We start from the raw sequence: 22,141 nt of genomic DNA, 5'->3' as shown, positions 1-22,141 counted from the left end.
GCATGCGTGCGATCACGATTCCTGAACCTGGTGGGCCCGAGGCGCTGGTGTGGGACGAGGTCCCGGATCCGGTGCCCGGAGAGGGCGAAGTGCTGGTCGAGGTGGTGGCCGGGGCGGTCAACCGCGCCGATCTCCTCCAGAGGCAGGGCTTCTACGATCCCCCGCCCGGCACCCCCCCGTACCCCGGCCTCGAATGCTCCGGACGCATCGCCGAGCTCGGCCCCGGCGTTTCGGGATGGGCGGTCGGCGACGAGGTGTGCGCGCTGCTCGCGGGCGGCGGGTACGCCGAGAAGGTCGCCGTACCGGCCGGACAGCTGCTGCCCGTGCCCGAGGGCATCGATCTCCAGCAGGCGGCCGCGCTGCCCGAGGTGACCTGCACGGTGTGGTCCAACGTCTTCATGATCGCCCACCTCCGCCCCGGCGAGACCCTCCTCGTGCACGGCGGTGCGAGCGGCATCGGCACCATGGCGATCCAGCTGGCCAAGGCTGTCGGCGCAAAGGTCGCCGTCACGGCGGGCAGCAAGGAGAAGCTGGCGTACTGCGCCGATCTGGGCGCGGACGTGCTGATCAACTACCGCGAGCAGGACTTCGTCGAGGAGATCAGGACCGCCACGGACGGCGCGGGCGCGGACGTCATCCTCGACATCATGGGCGCCAAGTACCTGGAGCGGAACGTCAAGGCGCTCGCCACCAACGGTCGCATCGCGGTCATCGGCCTGCAGGGCGGCATCAAGGGCGAGCTGAACCTCGGCGCGCTTCTGAGCAAGCGGGCCGCCATCACCGCCACCTCGTTGCGTGCCCGGCCCGTCGCCGAGAAGGCGGCGATCGTCGCGGCCGTGCGCGAGCACGTCTGGCCGCTGATCTCCGGCGGCCATGTACGCCCGGTCGTCGACCGGGCGCTGCCGATGAGCGAGGCAGCCGCTGCACACCGCGTGCTGGAGGAGAGCGGGCACATCGGAAAGGTGCTGCTGACGCTCCCGTAATCCTTCAGCGCGCTCCCGTACGGCGTCTCAGCCGCGCCGTACGCGCAGGCCGAGGAACGCGAGCCCCAGGCCGAGCCCGATGAGGACCAGGCCGCCCCCCAGGGGGAGGACGCGCAGTACGGGCTGTGAGGAGGACGGCGGCGCGGCGTGCCGTGACGGCTCGGAGCCCACGTCGGAGCCGACGCCGGTCTCCGGGCCGACCGGGATGTCCGGCACCTCGGGAACGCCGGGGTCGATCTCTGTGCGTATGGCGCCGGCATCCTCCTCCGGCGACGCCTGCCGCCCCGGCCTCTGACGGCCCACGCCCGCACTGCTGCCGGCGCGCGACTCGGTCGGGGCCGGCTCGACGGCGTACGAAGCGGTGGACGGGGCAACGAGCGAGGACTTCGAGGCGGGCCACGCGTACGAGACAGGAGCGGGGGCCGCCCCCAGGACCAGCAGCAGGCCGGCTGTACTCAGCGTGCGAAGCCACGGAGTCATGTCGATGACCCCCTCCCGATGCTCGGGCGCCAAGACGCATCAAGCGTCACACGGGCCCCGCATTCCGGCATCTCGGTGACATTCGGTGACAAGCCCGGCGTTCACGGGACTGTCCGCCCGAGGCGAACACCGATCCCGTACACGGTGGATCTCTTTTGTGAGGGGGCACCACGGTGATGAGGTGTACGGGTGCGAGAGAATGGCGGCATGGAGATGCCGAGGAACGAAAGGTCGCCGGAGAACCCACAGATCCTGGTCGTGGGCCAGGATGGCATGGCTCTCGGCGGCGGAGGAGACGACGACTCCCGCGAGGTCCCGGTGACGGAGATGGTGGAGCAGCCCGCCAAGGTCATGCGCATCGGGAGCATGATCAAGCAACTGCTGGAGGAGGTGCGTGCGGCACCTCTGGACGAGGCGAGCCGGGTCCGCCTCAAGGAGATCCATGCCAGCTCGGTCAAGGAGCTGGAGGACGGTCTCGCTCCCGATCTCGTCGAGGAACTGGAGCGGCTCTCCCTGCCGTTCACGGACGACGGCGTCCCCTCCGACGCCGAGCTGCGTATCGCGCAGGCCCAGTTGGTGGGCTGGCTGGAGGGCCTCTTCCACGGCATCCAGACGACCCTGTTCGCCCAGCAGATGGCGGCCCGCGCCCAGCTGGAGCAGATGCGCCGCGCGCTGCCGCCGGGCGTCGGCGGCGAGGGCGACGAAGAGCCGCACCAGGGCGGCCGCTCGGGCGGGCCGTACCTGTAACAGCGCGTAGACGACAGCAGACGAAAGGGGCCCGGCACGGATGCCGGGCCCTTCGCCTGTCCGGAAGATCATGTCCGGAGGATCAGGCGGGATTGCCCGTCGAGACATCGAGCTGGATCTTGGGCATGTTGTTGGGGTCGACGTCCGTGTCGTCCGCGGGGAACTGTTTCATGATCGTGCCGTCGCCGTAGGTGTTCTCGTCGACCGGCTTCTCTTCGTACTGCCAGCCCGCCTGCTGCAGGCACTTCTTCACCGAGTCGATGTTCTTGAAGGTGAAGTCGGGCAGCTTGATCTTGTTGGGGTCGTTGTACGACTCGTCCGGCTCCGTGCACTTCTCCGGCTCGATCGTCTTCGAGGGGTCCGGCGCCTTGTACCCGGCCTCCTGCTGCTTCGTCGCGGACGCGCTGGCGTCGTCGTCACCGCCCGGGTCGCCGCCCCCGCCCCTGTTCAGCGCCAGGATCAGTCCGACGACTGCGGCGAGCGCGACGACGGCCGAGCCGATGATCACCGGCAGGTTGCTCTTGCGGCCGCCGCCCGGGGAGGGGGCCGAGGGCTGCTGCGGGGAGATCGTGTAGGGCGGCGGGGGCGTCAGGCCCTGCTGCGGGGAGTACGCCGCGGTCTGCGGGGGCGTCGGGTAGCCGCCCTGCTGCGGATAGCCGTAGGCCGCGGACTGCGGCGTGGGTGAGGGGGTCGGTGGGCCGTACGGACCGGGTGTGTACGGCGTCTGGACGTTCCCCGCCGGGCTCGGGCCCGTCTGGTCGATCGGTGGGAAGACCGCGGAGCCGACACCGGCGCCGCTCGACGTCTGCGCCCCCGGGACGATGTTCGGCGCGGCCGAGTGCAGCGACTGGGCCACGCGATGGCACTCGTCGCGCATCGCCTCGGCGCTCGGGAAGCGCTCGTTCGGGTTCTTCTTCAGCGCGCGGGCGATCAGCGAGTCCACGGCCGGCGGCAGCGAGCGGTTGATCGAGGAGGGCGCGACGGGCTCCTCCTGGACATGTGCATAAGCGATCGCGAGCGGCGAGTCCGCCTCGAACGGCAGCCGTCCGGTGACCAGCTGGAAGAGCATGATGCCGACGGAGTACAGGTCGGAGCGGGCGTCCACGCCGCGGCCCAGCGCCTGCTCCGGGGAGAGGTACTGCGGGGTGCCGACCACCATGCCGGTCTGGGTCATGGAGGTGACGCCGGACTGCATGGCGCGGGCGATGCCGAAGTCCATCACCTTGACGACGTTCCGCTTCGTCATCATGACGTTGCCCGGCTTGATGTCGCGGTGGACCAGGCCCATCTCGTGGCTGATCTCCAGCGCCGCCAGCACATCCGCGGTGATCTTCAGGGCCTTGTCGGAGGGCATCGCGCCATACTGCGCGATGTCCGCCTCCAGGACGGAGCCGAGCGGCTTGCCCTCGACGTACTCCATGACGATGTATGGAGTGGTCACACCGCCGAGATCGTCCTCGCCGGTGTCGAAGACCGAGACGATGTTCGTGTGCGTGAGTTTCGCCACTGCCTGGGCCTCGCGGCGGAAGCGCTCACGGAAGGCTTGTTCGCGTCCCAGCTCTGTGTGAAGTGTCTTGATCGCTACTTGTCGGTCGAGCACCGAGTCGTATGCGAGATGGACCGAGGCCATGCCGCCTTCGCCTAGCAGATCACGCAGTTGGTAGCGGCCACCGGCGACCGCACGCCCCGCGTACCGGCCCTGTACGCCGTCCTGGCTCATGTTCTGCGTCCCCCATCGGCATGCGCCGTCGCGCGGGCGAAAGCTCCTGATGTGCTCCCGCGGTCGGTGATCCTTTGTCCATTCCCGGCCAAGTCTGCCCGAGGGCACTGACACGTCAAGCGCGGTGCCCGATCCGTGACCGTACGCGAAAGAAGCGTCGCGGAAGCGTTACAGGTGACGTGCGGCCGGTACACAGAATTTGCACCTGGAGACCCGCTACGGGTTTCATGACCCGTCCATCTCGGACCGGCGCCTCATGTGGAGGCTGTAGCGTGGCCCGTTGGAGACCGTAACAACCACCGCGCGGACGCGGGCTGAAACGACGGCGAGGACTGATGGCACAGCAGCAGCGCGCTCAGGGCCCGTCCGACCCCGAGGCGACTGGCGGCGGTATGTCAGATGCGCCGGACATGTGGGGTAACGGCGGGCTTGTCGGGGATGGTCGGTATCGGCTGACCCGCAGACTCGGCCGGGGCGGCATGGCCGAGGTGTTCGCGGCCGAGGACGTACGCCTGGGACGTACGGTCGCTGTCAAGCTGCTCCGTTCCGACCTTGCCGAGGACCCGGTGTCCAAGGCCCGCTTCACGCGCGAGGCCCAGTCGGTGGCGGGCCTCAACCACCATGCGGTGGTGGCGGTCTACGACTCCGGCGAGGACGTGATCGCCGGCAACACCGTGCCGTACATCGTCATGGAGCTCGTCGAGGGCCGTACGATCCGCGATCTGCTGCTCAACGCCGAGGCCCCCGGCCCCGAGCAGGCGCTGATCATCGTCTCCGGTGTTCTCGAGGCGCTGGCGTACTCGCACCAGCACGGCATCGTGCACCGCGACATCAAGCCCGCGAACGTGATCATCACCAACACCGGTGCGGTGAAGGTGATGGACTTCGGCATCGCGCGCGCCCTGCACGGCGCGCAGTCGACGATGACCCAGACCGGCATGGTCATGGGCACGCCTCAGTACCTCTCGCCCGAGCAGGCGCTCGGCAAAGCCGTCGACCACCGCAGCGACCTGTATGCGACAGGCTGTCTGCTGTACGAACTTCTCGCGCTGCGGCCGCCGTTCACGGGTGAGACCCCGTTGTCGGTGGTCTACCAGCATGTTCAGGACATTCCGGTGCCGCCTTCCGAGGCCTCCGACGTGGCTCCGCCCGAGCTGGACGGCCTGGTCATGCGCTCCCTCGCGAAGGAGCCGGACGACCGGTTCCAGACCGCCGAGGAGATGCGCGGCCTCGTCCAGTACGCACTGCAGATGCTGTACGACCAGGGCAGCCACACCGGCACCTGGAACACCGGTCCCGTGATGATGCACGAGGGCGGGAGCACCTCGGCGATGGGCATGGCGGGTACGAACGTCATGCCGCACCCGAGCGATTCGGGCACCACGCAGATCCCGTCACCGATCCTGCCGAACCGCGGCTCGGGAGACGACGGGGGCTTCGATGGCAGCGGCAACCGGGGCAGCGGCCGCGGCAAGCTGTGGATCCTGGCCGTACTCGCGGTGATCGCCATCGGGGTGGGCGTCGCGTGGGCCCTCCAGAACAGGGGCGACAACGGCGGCGGGGGCGGCGACACCACGCAGTCGCCGACGACCTCGCAGACCGAGAAGGACCCGACGCCGAGCGAGAGCCCGTCGTCCGAGGCGACGGAAGAGGAAACGCAGGACGACGGCGCCGGCACGGGCGACGACCCGGACTACACACCGCCGACGTACGAGCCGACGGACGAGCCGTCCCAGGAGCCGACGCAGCGGCCGACCGAGCCCACGGAGAAGCCCACGACCGCGAACCCCACGACTGCGCAGCCGACGGAGAATCCGACGGAGGATCCGACCGAGGACCCCACGCTGCCGACGGACGACCCGACGGACGCTGCCGACGGTGGCGCTACCGGCGGCAACTGACCTCGAAGCACTGTCCACGCACGCGTGCGGCCCGAAAACGGGCTCCACACAGATGAGCGCGGCACGCGACAGATGTTAGGTCACTGAATACGTCGTTGACCTTGCGTTTGTCACAGAGGGTGCCCATGTGGTTCTGGTCCGCACCCCCGAACGGTCACAAGTGGGCTCACTGTTCCACCAAGGCGAACCCTTCCCGTTCCCAGGGTGACCGGGATAACGTGCCGGTGTTCCGGCCCCCTGCAAGGCTGTGACCAGCGGCTGTTCCCGGCGTGCGCGATCTGTGCGGAAATCCGACCACAAGGTACTTGGATATCCAAGCAAAATCGCAGGTCAGGAAGGGTTTCCCACGGGTGTGGGGCACTGGGTAACGTGCTAGTTGCAGGGCGCTCGCCGGGGCACCTGTCACGCCTGTTCCCGGCCGAGGGCACCTACCCGTGCACGGGTACTGGAACAGGCGAGCCGCACTGGTCACCCGGCAACCCCGGGGGGCCGGACCGACGGAGGAGCACACGTGACCGTGGAGAGCACTGCCGCGCGCAAGCCGCGACGCAGCGCCGGCACCAAGCGCGCCAGCGCCAAGAAGCCGCCGAGCAGGGAAACCGAGCTCGTGCAGCTGCTGACGCCGGAGGGCAAGCGCGTCAAGCATGCCGAGTACGACCCGTACGTCGCCGACATCACCCCCGAAGAGCTGCGCGGTCTGTACCGCGACATGGTGCTCACTCGCCGCTTCGACGCCGAGGCGACCTCGCTTCAGCGTCAGGGCGAACTGGGCCTGTGGGCCTCGCTGCTGGGCCAGGAGGCCGCCCAGATCGGCTCCGGGCGGGCCCTGCGTGATGACGACTACGTCTTCCCGACCTACCGCGAGCACGGCGTCGCCTGGTGCCGTGGCGTCGACCCGACCAATCTGCTCGGCATGTTCCGCGGCGTGAACAACGGCGGCTGGGACCCGAACGGCAACAACTTCCACCTCTACACGATCGTCATCGGCTCGCAGACACTGCACGCCACCGGTTACGCGATGGGCGTGGCCAAGGACGGCGCGGACTCGGCCGTGATCGCCTACTTCGGAGACGGCGCCTCCAGCCAGGGCGATGTCGCCGAATCGTTCACCTTCTCCGCGGTCTACAACGCCCCCGTGGTGTTCTTCTGCCAGAACAACCAGTGGGCGATCTCCGAGCCCACCGAGAAGCAGACCCGCGTCCCGCTCTACCAGCGCGCACAGGGCTACGGCTTCCCGGGCGTGCGCGTCGACGGCAATGACGTACTGGCCTGCCTCGCCGTCACCAAGTGGGCCCTGGAGCGGGCCCGCCGGGGCGAGGGACCCACGCTCGTCGAGGCGTTCACGTACCGCATGGGCGCGCACACCACCTCCGACGATCCGAGCCGCTATCGGCACGACGACGAGCGGCTTTCATGGGAGGCGAAGGACCCGATCCAGCGCCTGCGCAGCTACCTCGCGTCCGAAACTGACACGAATGAGGGATTTTTCGGGGAACTCGAAGCCGAGAGCGAGGCGTTGGGCAGGCGAGTGCGCGAAGTGGTACGTGCCATGCCGGACCCGGACCACTTCGCCATCTTCGAGAACGTATACGCGGACGGGCACGCGCTCGTCGACGAGGAGCGGGCCCAGTTCGCCGCTTACCAGGCGTCGTTCGTTCAGGAAGGGGAGGGCGAGTAGCGATGGCGGCAGAAAAGATGGCGCTGGCCAAGGCGATCAACGAATCGCTGCGTACGGCCCTCGACGCCGACCCCAAAGTCCTGATCATGGGCGAGGACGTCGGCAAGCTCGGCGGTGTCTTCCGTGTCACCGACGGGCTGCAGAAGGACTTCGGCGAGGACCGGGTCATCGACACCCCGCTCGCCGAGTCGGGCATCGTCGGCACGGCGATCGGCCTCGCACTGCGCGGCTACCGACCGGTGGTGGAGATCCAGTTCGACGGCTTCGTGTTCCCCGCGTACGACCAGATCGTCACACAGCTCGCGAAGATGCACGCGCGAGCGCTCGGCAAGATCAAGCTGCCGGTCGTCATCCGCATTCCGTATGGCGGCGGAATCGGCGCCGTCGAGCACCACTCCGAGTCCCCGGAGGCGCTGTTCGCGCATGTGGCGGGCCTGAAGGTGGTCTCGCCGTCGAACGCGAGCGACGCCTACTGGATGATGCAGCAGGCCATCCACAGCGACGACCCGGTGATCTTCTTCGAGCCCAAGCGGCGCTATTGGGACAAGTCCGAGGTCGACGCCGAGGCGATCCCCGGGCCGCTGCACAAGGCCCGTGTCGTGCGCGACGGCGGCGACCTGACGCTTGCCGCGTACGGCCCGATGGTGAAGGTCTGCCAGGAGGTCGCGAACGCCGCCCAGGAGGAGGGCAAGTCGCTGGAGGTGCTGGACCTGCGCTCGGTCTCGCCGATCGACTTCGACACCGTCCAGGCCTCGGTCCAGAAGACCGGCCGCCTGGTCGTGGTCCACGAGGCCCCGGTGTTCTTCGGTTCCGGCGCGGAGATCGCCGCCCGCATCACGGAGCGGTGCTTCTACCACCTGGAGGCACCCGTTCTGAGGGTCGGCGGCTATCACGCCCCGTATCCGCCCGCGCGCCTGGAGGACGAGTACCTGCCGGGCCTGGACCGGGTGCTCGATGCCGTCGACCGCTCGCTGGCGTACTGAGGAGAGGGTCGTGACGACGATGACGGAAGCGTCCGTGCGGGAGTTCAAGATGCCCGACGTGGGCGAGGGACTCACCGAGGCCGAGATCCTCAAGTGGTATGTGCAGCCTGGTGACTCCGTCACGGACGGGCAGGTGGTCTGCGAGGTCGAGACGGCGAAGGCGGCCGTCGAGCTGCCGATTCCGTACAACGGGGTGGTGCGGGAGCTCCGGTTCCCCGAAGGGGCGACGGTCGACGTGGGCACGGCGATCATCACCGTCGACGAGGGCGGTGGGGATACCGGGGCCGGTGAGGCCGGTGGTGCCGCTTCGGTCGCGGAGTCCGAGACGCCTGCCGAGACTCCCGCTCCGGCTCCGCCCGCACCGGAGGCGCCGAAGCCCGAGGGCCGCAAGCCGGTCCTGGTCGGGTACGGCGTGGCCGAGGCGTCGACGAAGCGGCGTCCCCGTAAGGGAGTTCCGGTTCAGCAGGCCCAGACCCAGGCCCGGGCCCAGCAGCCCGAGGCGGCGGCTGCGGTCCAGGGCGAGCTGAACGGCCACACCACGCCGGTGGACCGCCCCTCTCCGGTGAGCAGTACGCCTTCGGCCGGCAGCGCAACTCCGGTGGGGGGCCGCCCGCTGGCGAAGCCGCCGGTGCGCAAGCTGGCCAAGGACCTGGGCGTGGACCTGGCGACGGTCACGCCGTCCGGGCCGGACGGGATCATCACGCGCGAGGACGTGTACGCGGCGTCGGCGCCTCCGGCTCCCGAGCCGGTGCAGACTCCCGTAGCCGCTCCGTCACCGGCGCAGGCACCGGCGGCGGTGTCGCACGAGGGCGCCCGTGAGACCCGTATTCCCATCAAGGGCGTCCGCAAGGCCACGGCGACTGCGATGATCGACTCGGCGTTCACGGCGCCGCATGTCACGGAGTTCGTGACGGTCGACGTGACGCGCACGATGAAGCTCATCGAGGAGCTCAAGCAGGACAAGGACCTCGCGGGCCTGCGGGTGAACCCGCTGCTGCTCATCGCCAAGGCGCTCCTTGTGGCGATCAGGCGGCATCCCGAGGTGAACGCGTCCTGGGACGAGGCGAACCAGGAGATCGTGGTCAAGCACTACGTGAACCTCGGCATCGCGGCGGCCACCCCCCGCGGCCTGATCGTCCCGAACATCAAGGACGCCCACACCAAGACGCTGCCCGAACTGGCCCAGGCACTCGGCGAGTTGGTGTCAACGGCTCGCGACGGCAGGACGTCTCCGGCAGCCATGCAGGGCGGCACGGTCACGATTACGAACGTCGGCGTCTTCGGCGTCGACACCGGAACACCGATCCTCCCTCCCGGAGAGTCCGCGATCCTCGCCGTCGGCTCCATCAAGCTCCAGCCGTGGGTGCACAAGGGCAAGGTGAAGCCCCGCCAGGTCACGACGCTGGCGCTGAGCTTCGACCACCGCCTGGTGGACGGCGAACTGGGCTCCAAGGTGCTGGCGGATGTGGCGGCGATCCTGGAGCAGCCGAAGCGGCTGATCACTTGGGCGTGATGCTGACGACCGGGTAGATCCAACGATGAAGGGGGCGCCGCAAGTTCGGATTGCGGCGCCCCCTTTGCCTCCTTGCCGTCAGCCTCCGTGGGACGCGAAGGGGTTCGCGGGTGGCCTTGGCGCTGCTGGCGGGCCCCGGGGTTCGGAGAGGGCCCGCCGCATGCCGTGCAGGCGCTGGCGGGCCCTCTCCGTCGTACCTCTGGAGTTGACGCTCTGAAGGCGGCCTCCAAGAGCGCTCTACCGCGCGAAGGCGTAATTCATCATCTTCTTCGCGTCCGATGCGCGGTTCGTCGACGAAGTCGACGCGAGCACCGTGCCGATGACCGTCTTGCCGTCGCGGGTGGCGGCGAAGACCAGGCAGTACCCGGCCTCCGGGCCGGAGCCGGTCTTGACGCCGATGGCGCCGGTGTAGGTGCCGAGGAGGGGGTTCGTGTTCGTCCACGGCGCCATCGTGCGGGTGCCGCCGGTCTTCGTGGTCGTCTTCGCCGTGTACGTCTTCGTCTTGACGATCGAGCGGAACGTGGAGTTCTTCATCGCGCTGCTGGCGATCTTCGTGAGATCGCGCGGCGTGGAGTAGTTCGCGCCCCTGCCGATGCCGTCGAACGAGTCGAAGTGAGTGTTCGCCAGGCCGAGGTCCCTGGCCTGCTTGTTCATCTTGCCGATGAACGACTTCACGCGGGCGGCCCGCGTCGTGCCGGAGCCGAACTTGTCGGCGAGCGCGTACGCGGCGTCGCAGCCGGACGGCAGCATCAGCCCGTACAGCAACTGGCGGACCGTGACCTTGTCGCCGACGATCAGCTTGGCGTTCGAGGCCCAGTTGTTCTGGACGATGTAGTCGCTGTACGCCTTCTGGATCGTGACCTTGGCGTCCAGGTTGAGGTTCGGCTGCGACAGCACGACCTTCGCGGTCATGATCTTCGTGGTCGAGCCGGTGGAGCGGCGGGTGTCCGCGGCTTTCGTGTAAAGCGTCTTGGCGGTGCCGTTGTTCATCACGTAGCCGCCCTTGGCGGCGATCGTGGGCGCGGTGAGGGCCGTTGCGGGCGCCGCGGTGAGGGCTCCGGTCGCGAGCATGGCTCCGGTGGTGATGACCACGGCGGCAGCTCTGCGGACCCCTACGCCCTTAATGCCGGTTTTCAAGTCAAGTACCCCGATTACGTCGTATGCGCCAAACGCCCCTGGGGGGCGGCCACTTGGCGGCGACTTGAGCGAGTCGCTGGCTCCTGCGACACGTATGACACGTAAGTAGCACAGGAGGTTGTGGCACTCGTGCGGCGGGGTGCCTTTAATTTTCGTGCGTCCGCATCCTGGACGGCCCGCGACGATGCGTACGTGTTGTATCTATGCTGTGCGCATGTCTGCAGCGCCCTTCCCGACCTCGAGCAAGACCGCGTCCGGACCAGCCAAGCAGCAACTCGCCAAGCAACCCCCCGCCGCCGAGCGCGTCTACGCCCACGTCAAGCAGGGAGTCCTGGAGCGCCGGTACGAGGGCGGGACGCTGCTCACCGAGGGCGAGCTTGCCGAGGCGGTCGGGGTGTCACGCACCCCCGTTCGCGAGGCGCTGCTGAAGCTCGAGGTCGAGGGGCTGATCAGGCTCTACCCGAAGAAGGGCGCGCTGGTCCTGCCCGTCTCCGCGCAGGAGATTGCGGACGTCGTGGAGACCCGGCAGCTCGTCGAGGAGCACGCGATCCGCAAGGCGGTGCCGGCCTCGCCCGCGCTCATCGAGCGCCTCACCGAACTCCTGGACAAGCAGCGGGAACAGGCCGAGGCAGGCGACCTGGCGGCAGCCGCCGTCACCGACCGCTGCTTCCACGCCGAGATCGTCCGCAGCGGAGGGAACGAGATCCTCTCGCGGCTCTACGACCAGCTCCGCGACCGGCAGTTGCGCATGGGCGTCGCCGTGATGCACGCCCACCCGGACCGCATCACCAAGACGCTCATCGAACACCGCGAGATCCTCGAAGCGCTGCGTTCCGGCGACGCGGAGGCAGCCGTCGACCTGGTCCACCGGCACGTCAGCTGGTTCTCCAACCTCGCCCGGGGTGAGGTCCGATGACGGCTCGGGCACGCTCCACGCCCGCCGCCCTCCCCGGCGACCCGCCCGGCGGCCGTCGCGCCGTCCTCGTCTGGTCCGTCGGCGTCTCGGTCTACTTCGTCGCGGTCATCTTCCGTACGTCCCTGGGGGTGGCCGGACTTGACGCCGCCGACCGCTTCGAGGTGGGCGCCTCCGCGCTGTCCACCTTCTCCATCCTCCAGCTCCTCGTCTACGCGGGTATGCAGATACCCGTCGGCCTGCTGGTGGACCGGCTCGGCACCAAGAAGGTGCTGACCATCGGTGTACTCCTGTTCACGGCAGGTCAGCTGGGTTTCGCCTTCTCGCCCTCGTACGGGACGGCACTGGCCGCTCGCGCGCTGCTCGGCTGCGGAGACGCGATGACGTTCATCAGCGTGCTGCGGCTCGGCGCACGCTGGTTCCCGGCCCGGCGCGGCCCGATGGTCGCTCAGCTGGCGGGCCTGGTGGGCATGGCGGGCAACCTCGTCTCGACGCTCGTCCTGGCCCGGCTGCTGCACGGCATCGGCTGGACCGCCGCCTTCGCGGGCAGCTCGCTCGCGGGTGTCCTCGTCCTCGTCCTGATGCTGCTGTTCCTCAAGGACCACCCCGAGGGGCACGAACCGGAGCCGTTCCCGCACCGGGGCGGCGCATACGTGCGCCGGCAGATCGTCGCGTCCTGGCGGGAGCCCGGGACGCGGCTCGGGCTGTGGGTGCACTTCACGACGCAGTTCCCGGCGATGGTGTTCCTGCTGCTGTGGGGCCTGCCGTTCCTCGTCGAGGCGCAGGGCCTCACACGGGCGACAGCCGGCGAGCTGCTGACGCTGGTCGTGCTCTCCAACATGGTCATCGGCCTGGTGTACGGGCAGATCGTCGCCCGGCACCACGCGGCGCGGCTTCCGCTGGCCCTCGGCACGGTGCTCTCGACGGCGGCCGTCTGGGCCGCCACACTCGCGTACCCCGCGGACCATGCTCCGATGTGGCTGCTGATCGTGCTCTGCACCGTGCTCGGCGCCTGCGGCCCCGCCTCGATGATCGGCTTCGACTTCGCACGGCCCGCGAACCCGCCCGAGCGTCAGGGCACGGCCTCCGGAATCACCAACATGGGCGGTTTCGTCGCCTCGATGACGACGCTGTTCGCGATCGGTGCGCTGCTGGACGCCACCGGTGACGACTACGGCGTCGCCTTCTCAGCTGTCTTCGTGCTCCAGGCGCTCGGCCTCGGCCAGATCCTGCGGCTGCGCCGCCAGGCGGCCCGCCGTGAGCGCGAACGGCTGGTCGCGAGCCGGGTGGAGACGGTGCACGTGCCCGCGTGACGCGGGACGGTTGTCCGTAACTGCCCTCACAGCCGAGGTGTTGCTCTGCGACCAGCATCACCGAGGACCGCTGAGCCCCGTCCACTGACCGTGGCCGTACGACGGCGGGCCTCCACGGCGGGCCGCGAGGCGAACACTCCGCGCCCGCCGGGGGGCCCGATCCCCGCCAGACGTCCGGCGCGCCCGGCGGCCCTCGCCGGTGCGTGCGCTACTGCGTGACCACGAAGTGCCGCAGGATCGCCGCCGCCAGCTCCGGATCACCCTCCGTCTTGATGCGGTCCGCCACCGAGTCGACGGTGACGCGGCCACAGGCCAGCCGGAAGAACGTCTCCCAGTCGAGCGTGAGGGTGGCCGCCGGACCGAGCGACGGGGCGCCGTCCACCGTGCCGTGGCCCTCGGCGTCGACGCGGACCGTGCGCAGGAAGTCGACCGGTCCGTGCACATCAAAGACGACCGCGGAGTTCGCGGGCGCGCCCGCTTCCTTGGCGACGACCTTCGGCAGTACGGCGAGCAGCTCGTCCCGCACGATGTACGCACCCGGCGAGTCCAGATTGCCCGGCCGGCCGAGCGCGGTGCGCAGGTCCTGCTCGTGCACCCAGACGTCGAACGCGCGGTACCGCATGGACTGTTCGAGGGTGATCTCCGAGCCCAGCGGACCGCGCACCTTGGCGTGCGGTTCGCGCGACTCGTTCCGCAGCTGCCGGTTGCGGCGGATGATCGTGTACTCCAGCTCGGACGTCATCTCGGGTGCCGTGTGGTGACGGCGTACGTCGACCTGCATCTCCATGTACCGCTGGTGCTCGTTCGACACGTGGTACAGATCGCGAGGCAGTGTGTGGATCGGGCGGGGGTCGCCGAGCATCTCGCAGTCCATACCGATCACATGCGAGACGATGTCCCGGACGGACCAGCCCGGGCAGGGGGTCCGCCGGTTCCACTCACCCTCCACGAGCGGCTGCACCAGCTCGGATATCGCTTCCACTGAGTGGGTCCAGGCGTCGGCATAGTTCTGAAGGCTGGGATGGAGACTCACGGGACCCCTCGGGCGGTTCGTGCGCGGGCATGGGTGTCTTGGACCGCTAAGTTACGCTGCTGCAAGGCACCCCGGCAGTGCTTTCGTGTGACGATCGTAGGCCCGTTTCGCAGTTCGAATGCCAGGACGGTGGTAGTGTGCGCGCTTCCCTCATCCAGATCGGTGTATACGACGGCAAAGGGGGCGAATCGATCGACGCGCGCCGACAGCGTGTGGCCGCCCTCGTCCGCGAGCAGGCCGGTGCCGATCTGGTCGTGTTGCCCGAACTGTGGACAACGGGGGCGTTCGCCTACGAGTCCTTCGGGACTGAGGCCGAGCCGCTTCAAGGGCCTACGTACGAGTCGATGGCCAAAGCGGCGAGCGACGCGGGCGTATGGCTGCACGCGGGCTCCGTCCCCGAGCGGGACCCCGACGGGCTCCTCTACAACACCTCACTCGTCTTCTCCCCCTCCGGCGAACTGGCCGCCTCGTACCGCAAGATCCACCGCTTCGGCTTCGACAAGGGCGAGGCGGTGCTGATGAGCGCGGGCGCGGATGTCGTCACCGTACGACTGCCGTCGACCACGCTCGGCCTCGCGACCTGCTACGACCTCCGCTTCCCCGAACTCTTCCGCCGCCTCGTCGAGGCCGGCGCCGAAACCCTCGTCATCCCCGCCGGCTGGCCCGAACGCCGCCGCTCCCACTGGACGCTCCTGGCGCAGGCCCGCGCGGTGGAAAACCAGTCGTACGTCCTCGCGTGTGGAACGGCCGGTACGCATGCGGGAGTTCCGCAGGCCGGTCACTCGATCGTGGTGGATCCCTGGGGCGAGGTACTGGCCGAGGCGGGCCCGGACGAGGAGGTGCTCACGGTGGAGTTCGATCCGGGGAAGGTGGGCGTGACGAGGGAGCAGTTCCCGGCACTGAAGGACCGGGTCCTGTGACAGCGCCTCCGGCGGTGGGGCGGGTGCGTTCGTCGTCGGGCGCGGGTTGTGCATCGCTGGTCGCGCCTCTGGTGACCTGAGTCAGCTCGCCGGCCAGCGACCCGGCCCGTCACGTTCACCGGCAGAGGAGGACGATCAGATGCCGTAACCGTCGCTGTATCCATCCCGGCGGCTGTGGTGCCGTTCCTCGTCGATCACCGGGGTTGTGGGCGGTACCACCACGCGCCTGCGCTTCGCGACGCTGCTGAACGTCGCGACGCCGATCAGGCCGACGACTATCAGGATGATTCCGACCAGGTCGAGGTTGACTCCCTGCATGTCCCAGTCGGTCGCGAACGTGAGGATGGCCCCCACCGCGATCAGAATGATGCAACCACCAAGACCCATGAGTCCGGCCTCCCTGTGCTGTCCGTCTTCAACGGCTGTTGCGGACCCGGGCCGGGTACCCTCCGCCGGACCGGCCATGCGGAGGCGAGCACTCACTTCATGTCGAAGCTCGGGGATAACTGTCCCAACTATCCCTCCAGGAACGCCACCAACGCGTTCGCCAGCAGGAACGGGTCCTCCGTGGCGCACAGTTCGCGGGCGCTGTGCATGGAGAGGATGGCCACGCCGATGTCGACCGTCTTTATGCCGTGGCGGGCAGCCGTGATGGGGCCGATGGTGGTGCCGCAGGGCATCGAGTTGTTGGAGACGAAGGACTGGAAGGGGACGTCGGCCTTCTCGCAGGCGGCGGCGAAGACCGCGCGGCCCGAACCGTCCGTGGCGTAGCGGTTGTTGACGTTGACCTTGAGGATGGGGCCCCCGCCCGCGCGGGGGTGGTGCGTCGGGTCGTGGCGCTCGGCGTAGTTCGGGTGGACCGCGTGGCCCGTGTCGGAGGACAGGCAGACCGTGCCGGCGAAGGCGCGCGCCCTGTCCTCGTACGTACCGCCGCGCGCGAACACCGAACGCTCCAGCACACTCCCGAGCAGCGGGCCGTCCGCCCCCGTGTCCGACTGCGAGCCGTTCTCCTCGTGGTCGAACGCCGCGAGCACCGGGATGTTCGGGAGGGCGGCGTCGCAGGTCGCGACGGCCGCCAGCGCGGCCGTACCGGCGTGCACGGACAGGAGGTTGTCCATGCGCGGGCCGGCGACCAGCTCCTTGTCCCGGCCCAGGTACGACGGCGGCTCGATGGAGTGCGTCATCAGGTCCCAGCCGGTGACCTCGCCCTCGGCCAGCCCCGACTCGTGCTCCAGGAAACGGATCAGATCCCCGTCGCGTACGTCGTTGCCGAGGCCCCAGATCGGCTGGAGATGCCGCTGCTTGTCGAGCTTGAGGCCCTCGGAGGTGACCGAACGGTCCAGGTGGATGGCGAGTTGGGGAACTCTCAGCAGGGCGCGGTCGATGTTCACGAGGTGGCTCGTGCCGTCGCGCAGTGAGAGCCGGCCGGCGAGGCCCAGGTCGCGGTCCAGCCAGGAGTTGAGCAGCGGGCCGCCGTAGATCTCGACCGCGACCTGGCGCCAGCCGTGCGCTCCGCTGTCCGGCCGCGGCTTCACGCGCAGGTTGGGGGAGTCGGTGTGCGCCCCGACGATCCGGAACGGCGTGTGCGGCTCGGCGCCCTCGGGCACGTACCAGGCCACGATCGCGCCCCCGCGCACCACGTACTTCCCGCCGTGCGCCCCCTCCCACGCGTCCGTTTCGGCGACCTGCCGGAAGCCGGCCTTCTCCAGCCGCTCGGCCGCGTTCGCCACCGCGTGATACGGGGACGGGCTTGCCGTAAGGAAGGACATGAGGTCGTCGGTATGGCCGCGATCAAAGCGTGGGGGTGTGCTCATGGGTTCACCTTAACGACGTACGAGGGCCCGCTCCCGGCGATGGGGAACGGGCCCTCGTAAGGGGTATGTGGAAGGGACGGGCGACCGGAAGGTGACTTTCCGGTACGGCTCCGGTATGGGCGTAAACGCTCCTGGAAAGGCCGCCTCGTATGTGCCGAAGCGTACGGAAGCGTTCCTAGAAGGCCGCTTCGTCGAGCTCCATGAGCTCCAGGTCGGTGCCCTCGGCGAGCTTGCGCGCACCGGTGACGCCCGGCAGGACGTTCGCCGCGAAGAACTTGGCCGCGGCGATCTTGCCGGTGTAGAAGGCCTTGTCCTTGGCGGGTGCCGTCTCCAGCTTCTCGGCGGCGACGGCGGCACCCTTCAGCAGCAGGTAGCCGACGACCACGTCACCGGAGGCCATCAGCAGGCGGGTGGTGTTGAGCCCGACCTTGTAGATGTTCTTGACGTCCTGCTCGGTCGCCGCGAGGTCCGTGAGCATCACGCCGACGATGGCCTCCAGATCGACGGCCGCCTTGGCGAGCTGCTCGCGGGCCGCCGACAGCTCCTCGCCGCCCGTACCGATGGCCAGGAACTTCTTGATGTCCTCGGCGAGCGAGTTCAGCGCCGCGCCCTGGTTGCGGACGATCTTCCGGAAGAAGAAGTCCTGGCCCTGGATCGCGGTGGTGCCCTCATAGAGGGTGTCGATCTTGGCGTCACGGATGTACTGCTCGACCGGGTACTCCTGCAGATAGCCCGAGCCGCCGAACGTCTGCAGCGACTGCGACAGCTGCTCGTACGCCTTCTCGGAGCCGTAGCCCTTGACGATCGGCAGGAGCAGGTCGTTCAGGGCCTCGAGCGCGGCGGCGTCCTCGCCCGCGGCCTCCTTGACGGCTATCTCGTCCTGGATCGACGCGGTGTACATGACGAGGGCGCGCATGCCCTCCGCGTACGCCTTCTGCGTCATCAGCGAGCGGCGGACGTCCGGGTGGTGCGTGATGGTGACCTTGGGGGCGGTCTTGTCCATGAAGTTCGCGAGGTCCGGGCCCTGGACGCGCTCCTTGGCGTACTCGAGGGCGTTCAGGTAACCCGTCGACAGCGTGGAGATTGCCTTCGTGCCGACCATCATCCGGGCGAACTCGATGATCCGGAACATCTGGCGGATGCCGTCGTGCTTGTCGCCGATCAGCCAGCCCTTGGCGGGGTGGCGGTCGCCGAACGTCATCTCGCACGTGTTGGAGGCCTTGAGGCCCATCTTGTGCTCGACGTTCGTCGCGTACACGCCGTTGCGCTCGCCCAGCTCGCCGGTCTCGAAGTCGAAGAGGTACTTCGGTACGAGGAACAGGGACAGGCCCTTGGTGCCGGGACCGGCGCCCTCGGGACGGGCGAGCACGTAGTGAAGGATGTTCTCCTCCATGTCGTGCTCACCGGACGTGATGAACCGCTTCACGCCCTCGATGTGCCAGGAGCCGTCCTCCTGCTGAACCGCCTTGGTGCGCCCGGCGCCCACGTCCGAGCCCGCGTCGGGCTCGGTGAGCACCATGGTCGATCCCCAGGTCCTGTCCACGGCTATCTGGGCGATCTTCTTCTGGGCCTCGGTGCCCTCGTCGAAGAGGATGCGGGCGAACGCCGGGCCGGAGGAGTACATCCAGACCGCCGGGTTCGAGCCCAGGATCAGTTCCGCGTACGACCAGATCAGGGACGGCGGGGCGGTCGTGCCGCCGAGCTCCTCGGGCAGGCCGAGCCGCCAGTACTCGGAGTCCATGAAGGCCTTGTAGCTCTTCTTGAAGCTGGCCGGTACGGGTGCGGTGTTGGTCTCCGGGTCGAAGACCGGCGGATTGCGGTCCGCGTCCGCGAAGGACTCCGCCAGCTCGTTCTCCGAAAGTCGGGTCAGCTCTTCGAGGATGCTCTTGGCGGTCTCGGTGTCCATCTCCGCGAACGGGCCGCTGCCGTACAGCTTGTCGCGCCCGAGCACCTCGAAGAGGTTGAACTCGATGTCGCGGAGATTCGACTTGTAGTGCCCCATGGCGACGGCTCCGTTAAGGGATCGGGTGAGGGGGTGAATCCTCGGACCTAGGTTCGTGTACCAGCAAGTAGCCACGATGATGCTACCCGTGGGTAATAAGAATCAACCCCTAGCGGCTCAAGTGTGAGTTAACCCTCCGGGTTCGGACGGGGCCGGTCAGGGTCGTGGGATGGCGAACCGAACCCACCACCCTCCGTAGGCTCCCGCCCAACCGCCGGAGGCGAACGGCTACTCTGACCCCCATGTACGGCTACGACCAGACCGCGGGCCCCGGCCAGCAGCAGTATGCGCAGCCTCAGCCGCCGCCCCAGCCCGGAGGGTACGGGCCGCAGAGCGGGCCGCTGTACCCGGAGCCGTCGCCGCCCTCGCTCGCGGACGCGGTGCGCGCGTTCACCACGGGGGCGATCTCCGCCGAGGACTTCCAGCAGGTCTTCGCCACGTCCAAGGTCTACTGCCCGCGCGGTGACAACCCCGGCTTCCTCGCGCTGCACAACACCCAGCAGCCCGTGATCCCCATGTTCACCTCGCTCAAGGAGCTGCGCCGGTACGCCGGCAAGGAGTCAAAGTACTTCGTGATCACCGGTGCCGAGGTGATCGACCTGCTCCCCACCGGCTACGGCTTCGTCCTCGACATGGAGGGCGAGCACCGCATGGTCTTCGACGCGAAGGCGGTCGAGCAGATGGTCGACTTCGCGATGCGCCGAATGTACGGCTGACGTGCCCCGACATCGCGCGACGCCCGGAGGGAATTCCCTCCGGGCGTTCTCTGTTCCGGGTAGCAGGAAGTTCAACAATCAACTAAACTCGGAGCACAAGGAGGTACCGACATGCCTGCAGTGACCGTCGAGAACCCGCTGACCCTGCCCCGTGTGGTGGCGTCGGCCGAGGCAGTGGCCCGCCCGGTGCTGGCGGTGACCGACGCGCCGAGCGGCTTCGAAGGAGAGGGCTTCCCAGTCCGCCGCGCCTTCGCCGGGATCAACTACAAGTACCTCGACCCGTTCATCATGATGGATCAGATGGGTGAGGTTGAGTATCAGCCCGGGGAGCCGAAAGGCACCCCGTGGCATCCGCACCGCGGTTTCGAGACCGTGACGTACATCATTGATGGAATCTTCGACCACCAGGACTCCAACGGTGGCGGCGGCACCATCACCAACGGCGACACCCAGTGGATGACGGCGGGCTCGGGCCTCCTGCACATCGAGGCTCCGCCGGAGTCGCTCGTCATGTCGGGCGGTCTCTTCCACGGGCTCCAGCTGTGGGTGAACCTGCCGGCCAAGGACAAGATGATGGCGCCGCGCTACCAGGACATCCGCGGTGGTTCGGTCCAGCTGCTCTCCACCCCCGACGGCGGCGCGCTCCTGCGTGTCATCGCCGGTGAGCTGGACGGTCACCAGGGCCCCGGCATCACGCACACGCCGATCACCATGGTCCACGCGACCGTGGCGCCCGGCGCCGAGATCACGCTGCCGTGGCGTGAGGACTTCAACGGTCTCGCGTACGTGATGGCCGGCCGCGGCAGTGTCGGTGCGGACCGCCGGCCGGTCCACACCGGGCAGACGGCCGTCTTCGGCGCGGGCTCCTCGCTGACCGTCCGCGCGGACGAGCGGCAGGACTCCAACACCCCGGACCTGGAGGTCGTCCTCCTGGGCGGTCAGCCGATCCGCGAGCCGATGGCGCACTACGGGCCGTTCGTGATGAACACCCGCGAGGAGCTGCAGCAGGCGTTCGAGGACTTCCAGAAGGGGCGGCTGGGCACGATCCCCGCCGTCCACGGGATGTCCGAGGGCGGGCTGTAGGCCACGCTAGATCACACGCGAATGAGCCCCGTCCGACCAGGGACGGGGCTCATTCTTTCTTGCAGTAAGCGGTCCTTGAGTTCTAGGAGTCGGCGGGCGCGATGTCCGTCGAGGTCGTAGCTGTGCTGGGCAGCGGCCTCAACCATGGTGGGGCGGGCGGGTTTGCCGGTTCACTTGTCCCGGATGCCCGCGGACCGCATTTCGACTGCGCCGCCGCCGAGGTCGGCGAGCACGGCGGCGAGCAGTGACCAGCAGATGTTGCCAAGGCAGACGATCAGGATGTGGCGGGTCACCGCACGCGCCTCAGGGCTTGGTCCGGCAGCGACACCACGTCGGCCGCGTCCGTGGTGGTCATGGCGAGGTGGAAGGGCAGGCTCAGGATCTCCTGCCCATGGTGCTTTGTGATGGGCAGCTCCCGCCGCCACCAGGCGAACGCAGGCTGCAGGTGATTGGGCGGGTAGTGCACGCTGGCTCCGACATCCGGCCGGTCAGGATGGCGTGCACCTGGTCGCGCTGCGGTACGCGGACGAGGCAGTTGAACGGCACCGTGCCATCGATATCGCCGTTGACCACGTCCACACCGATGTTCGGTATGCCGACTGCGTAGGCACGCCACAGCTCCTCGAATGGCCGCTGGCCCTCTGTGAGAACAACCTCCCCAGCGGTTGGGGCAGACAGGCGGAGACGGCCCGCGTCAGCACGGCTCGGAATCCGGCTCAACAACGGACGAGGGAGCGTTCAGAGCCATCCGAGCGACCATTGTCTCGTCCACAGGCTTGTCCGCTGCCTCCGGTATGTAGAGCGTCATCGTGCCGTGCGCGCGCTCTTCGATCTCTGCGACGGAGAACGAAGTGACGGTGTACTCAAGGCCGCTGAACAGAGCTGCCTCATACGAAGTGACGACATGGCCGGGTGGATAGTGCCGAAGAAGCATCTCCTCCAGGAGCCGCAGGTTCTTCTCACTGCCCACGCCCCTGTCGAAGTCAGAGCGGCCGAGCACTTCGAGCTGCAGCAGGATGAGCGGTATTCCTGTGTCGAAGCGGGGTGCGATCGCGAGAAAGGTCGTGGCGTCGTAGATCTGACAGCCATGCCGTCCAAGGTCGACCCCTAGTACTACAGCCGGTGGTTTCACGGTGAGTGAGCTTGTGCGGCTCGGGTGCGGTAGTGGCTGGCTCGGGCCCGGATCTGGTGGCGGGTGCGCCAGC

General features: G+C 68.5%; 21 protein-coding genes. 11 read left to right on the top strand and 10 right to left on the bottom strand.

Annotation, left to right across the window (positions count from 1 at the left end; translation table 11 throughout):
• The first annotated feature begins 2 nt into the window (after positions 1-2).
• The gene (locus tag ABD357_RS31630; protein WP_344394457.1) at positions 3-983 is read left to right on the top strand and encodes an NAD(P)H-quinone oxidoreductase; all 981 of its coding nucleotides are present in this window, start codon (positions 3-5) and stop codon (positions 981-983) included.
• A gap of 27 nt (positions 984-1,010) precedes the next feature.
• Here the strand turns inward: ABD357_RS31630 and ABD357_RS31625 are convergent, their stop codons facing one another.
• Positions 1,011-1,463 carry a hypothetical protein gene (locus ABD357_RS31625; protein ID WP_344394456.1) on the bottom strand — a complete coding sequence of 151 codons (453 nt, stop codon included), beginning with the start codon at positions 1,461-1,463 and terminating at the stop codon, positions 1,011-1,013.
• Positions 1,464-1,670: 207 nt separating this feature from the next.
• Between ABD357_RS31625 and ABD357_RS31620 the strand changes: the two genes are divergently transcribed.
• Positions 1,671-2,210, top strand: a complete 540-nt coding sequence (locus tag ABD357_RS31620; protein WP_344394455.1) for a bacterial proteasome activator family protein — start codon at positions 1,671-1,673, stop codon at positions 2,208-2,210.
• Positions 2,211-2,292: 82 nt separating this feature from the next.
• Here ABD357_RS31620 and ABD357_RS31615 read toward each other — a convergent pair whose 3' ends face one another.
• A complete protein-coding gene (locus ABD357_RS31615) occupies positions 2,293-3,930 on the bottom strand; it encodes a protein kinase domain-containing protein (RefSeq protein ID WP_344394454.1) in 1,638 nt (545 codons plus the stop codon).
• 335 nt (positions 3,931-4,265) lie between these two features.
• Here ABD357_RS31615 and ABD357_RS31610 point away from each other — a divergent pair, with 335 nt between their 5' ends.
• The 4 genes from ABD357_RS31610 to ABD357_RS31595 all read left to right on the top strand — a co-directional run bounded on the left by ABD357_RS31610 (position 4,266) and on the right by ABD357_RS31595 (position 10,005).
• Positions 4,266-5,831 carry a protein kinase domain-containing protein gene (locus tag ABD357_RS31610; RefSeq protein WP_344394453.1) on the top strand — a complete coding sequence of 522 codons (1,566 nt, stop codon included), beginning with the start codon at positions 4,266-4,268 and terminating at the stop codon, positions 5,829-5,831.
• 511 nt (positions 5,832-6,342) lie between these two features.
• Positions 6,343-7,509 carry a pyruvate dehydrogenase (acetyl-transferring) E1 component subunit alpha gene (gene pdhA / locus ABD357_RS31605; RefSeq protein ID WP_344394452.1) on the top strand — a complete coding sequence of 389 codons (1,167 nt, stop codon included), beginning with the start codon at positions 6,343-6,345 and terminating at the stop codon, positions 7,507-7,509.
• 2 nt (positions 7,510-7,511) lie between these two features.
• Positions 7,512-8,492: an alpha-ketoacid dehydrogenase subunit beta gene (locus ABD357_RS31600; RefSeq protein WP_344394451.1), complete on the top strand. Its 981-nt coding sequence runs from the start codon at positions 7,512-7,514 to the stop codon at positions 8,490-8,492.
• 10 nt (positions 8,493-8,502) lie between these two features.
• Positions 8,503-10,005, top strand: a complete 1,503-nt coding sequence (locus ABD357_RS31595) for a dihydrolipoamide acetyltransferase family protein (protein WP_344394450.1) — start codon at positions 8,503-8,505, stop codon at positions 10,003-10,005.
• Positions 10,006-10,242: 237 nt separating this feature from the next.
• Here the strand turns inward: ABD357_RS31595 and ABD357_RS31590 are convergent, their stop codons facing one another.
• Complete coding sequence (locus ABD357_RS31590) at positions 10,243-11,142, bottom strand: D-alanyl-D-alanine carboxypeptidase family protein (protein ID WP_344394449.1); 900 nt, start codon at positions 11,140-11,142, stop codon at positions 10,243-10,245.
• 214 nt (positions 11,143-11,356) lie between these two features.
• Here ABD357_RS31590 and ABD357_RS31585 point away from each other — a divergent pair, with 214 nt between their 5' ends.
• Together ABD357_RS31585 and ABD357_RS31580 are read left to right on the top strand one after the other, a co-directional pair.
• Complete coding sequence (locus tag ABD357_RS31585) at positions 11,357-12,058, top strand: GntR family transcriptional regulator (protein ID WP_344394448.1); 702 nt, start codon at positions 11,357-11,359, stop codon at positions 12,056-12,058.
• A complete protein-coding gene (locus ABD357_RS31580) occupies positions 12,055-13,368 on the top strand; it encodes an MFS transporter (RefSeq protein ID WP_344394447.1) in 1,314 nt (437 codons plus the stop codon). The genes ABD357_RS31585 and ABD357_RS31580 overlap by 4 nt, the downstream gene beginning before the upstream one ends.
• A gap of 208 nt (positions 13,369-13,576) precedes the next feature.
• Here the strand turns inward: ABD357_RS31580 and ABD357_RS31575 are convergent, their stop codons facing one another.
• Positions 13,577-14,401, bottom strand: coding sequence for a maleylpyruvate isomerase family mycothiol-dependent enzyme (locus tag ABD357_RS31575; RefSeq protein ID WP_344394446.1), 825 nt, complete (start codon positions 14,399-14,401; stop codon positions 13,577-13,579).
• A gap of 137 nt (positions 14,402-14,538) precedes the next feature.
• On the opposite strand from ABD357_RS31575, the gene ABD357_RS31570 reads away from it, so the two are divergent.
• On the top strand, positions 14,539-15,321 hold the full coding sequence (locus tag ABD357_RS31570; protein WP_344394444.1) for a carbon-nitrogen family hydrolase: 783 nt from the start codon (positions 14,539-14,541) through the stop codon (positions 15,319-15,321).
• A 135-nt stretch (positions 15,322-15,456) separates the two neighbouring features.
• On the opposite strand, the gene ABD357_RS31565 is transcribed toward ABD357_RS31570, so the two are convergent.
• The 3 genes from ABD357_RS31565 to ABD357_RS31555 form a co-directional block, all read right to left on the bottom strand.
• A complete protein-coding gene (locus ABD357_RS31565) occupies positions 15,457-15,708 on the bottom strand; it encodes a DUF6458 family protein (RefSeq protein WP_033320396.1) in 252 nt (83 codons plus the stop codon).
• Between the two features lie 128 nt (positions 15,709-15,836).
• Positions 15,837-17,135, bottom strand: a complete 1,299-nt coding sequence (locus tag ABD357_RS31560) for a M18 family aminopeptidase (protein ID WP_344394443.1) — start codon at positions 17,133-17,135, stop codon at positions 15,837-15,839.
• 175 nt (positions 17,136-17,310) lie between these two features.
• Positions 17,311-19,137 carry an acyl-CoA dehydrogenase gene (locus tag ABD357_RS31555; protein ID WP_344394442.1) on the bottom strand — a complete coding sequence of 609 codons (1,827 nt, stop codon included), beginning with the start codon at positions 19,135-19,137 and terminating at the stop codon, positions 17,311-17,313.
• Positions 19,138-19,379: 242 nt separating this feature from the next.
• Here ABD357_RS31555 and ABD357_RS31550 point away from each other — a divergent pair, with 242 nt between their 5' ends.
• On the top strand, positions 19,380-19,853 hold the full coding sequence (locus tag ABD357_RS31550; RefSeq protein ID WP_165338906.1) for an SseB family protein: 474 nt from the start codon (positions 19,380-19,382) through the stop codon (positions 19,851-19,853).
• A 111-nt stretch (positions 19,854-19,964) separates the two neighbouring features.
• The gene (locus ABD357_RS31545) at positions 19,965-20,936 is read left to right on the top strand and encodes a pirin family protein (protein WP_344394441.1); all 972 of its coding nucleotides are present in this window, start codon (positions 19,965-19,967) and stop codon (positions 20,934-20,936) included.
• 170 nt (positions 20,937-21,106) lie between these two features.
• Here the strand turns inward: ABD357_RS31545 and ABD357_RS31540 are convergent, their stop codons facing one another.
• The 3 genes from ABD357_RS31540 to ABD357_RS31530 form a co-directional block, all read right to left on the bottom strand.
• Complete coding sequence (locus tag ABD357_RS31540; RefSeq protein WP_344394440.1) at positions 21,107-21,229, bottom strand: hypothetical protein; 123 nt, start codon at positions 21,227-21,229, stop codon at positions 21,107-21,109.
• Positions 21,226-21,552: a DegT/DnrJ/EryC1/StrS family aminotransferase gene (locus ABD357_RS44895; RefSeq protein ID WP_425585088.1), complete on the bottom strand. Its 327-nt coding sequence runs from the start codon at positions 21,550-21,552 to the stop codon at positions 21,226-21,228. Before ABD357_RS44895 ends, ABD357_RS31540 begins: the two co-directional genes overlap by 4 nt.
• A 78-nt stretch (positions 21,553-21,630) precedes the next feature.
• A partial coding sequence (locus tag ABD357_RS31530) for an SAM-dependent methyltransferase (protein WP_344394438.1) occupies positions 21,631-22,141 on the bottom strand: 511 nt, incomplete at its 5' end.

Origin of the sequence: Streptomyces vastus, assembly GCF_039532825.1 — a bacterium.
Taxonomy (GTDB): Bacteria; Actinomycetota; Actinomycetes; order Streptomycetales; family Streptomycetaceae; genus Streptomyces; species Streptomyces vastus.
Note: the sequence above shows the minus strand (reverse complement) of the source record. Positions and strands in the feature narration are given on the sequence as shown.

Coding starts and splice junctions, on each gene's coding strand:
- ABD357_RS31630 (WP_344394457.1), top strand. CDS start 3: ATGCGTGCGATCACGATTCCTGAACCTGGTGGGCCCGAGGCGCTGGTG.
- ABD357_RS31625 (WP_344394456.1), bottom strand. CDS start 1,463: ATGACTCCGTGGCTTCGCACGCTGAGTACAGCCGGCCTGCTGCTGGTC.
- ABD357_RS31620 (WP_344394455.1), top strand. CDS start 1,671: ATGGAGATGCCGAGGAACGAAAGGTCGCCGGAGAACCCACAGATCCTG.
- ABD357_RS31615 (WP_344394454.1), bottom strand. CDS start 3,930: ATGAGCCAGGACGGCGTACAGGGCCGGTACGCGGGGCGTGCGGTCGCC.
- ABD357_RS31610 (WP_344394453.1), top strand. CDS start 4,266: ATGGCACAGCAGCAGCGCGCTCAGGGCCCGTCCGACCCCGAGGCGACT.
- ABD357_RS31600 (WP_344394451.1), top strand. CDS start 7,512: ATGGCGGCAGAAAAGATGGCGCTGGCCAAGGCGATCAACGAATCGCTG.
- ABD357_RS31585 (WP_344394448.1), top strand. CDS start 11,357: ATGTCTGCAGCGCCCTTCCCGACCTCGAGCAAGACCGCGTCCGGACCA.
- ABD357_RS31580 (WP_344394447.1), top strand. CDS start 12,055: ATGACGGCTCGGGCACGCTCCACGCCCGCCGCCCTCCCCGGCGACCCG.
- ABD357_RS31565 (WP_033320396.1), bottom strand. CDS start 15,708: ATGGGTCTTGGTGGTTGCATCATTCTGATCGCGGTGGGGGCCATCCTC.
- ABD357_RS31560 (WP_344394443.1), bottom strand. CDS start 17,135: ATGAGCACACCCCCACGCTTTGATCGCGGCCATACCGACGACCTCATG.
- ABD357_RS31555 (WP_344394442.1), bottom strand. CDS start 19,137: ATGGGGCACTACAAGTCGAATCTCCGCGACATCGAGTTCAACCTCTTC.
- ABD357_RS31550 (WP_165338906.1), top strand. CDS start 19,380: ATGTACGGCTACGACCAGACCGCGGGCCCCGGCCAGCAGCAGTATGCG.
- ABD357_RS31545 (WP_344394441.1), top strand. CDS start 19,965: ATGCCTGCAGTGACCGTCGAGAACCCGCTGACCCTGCCCCGTGTGGTG.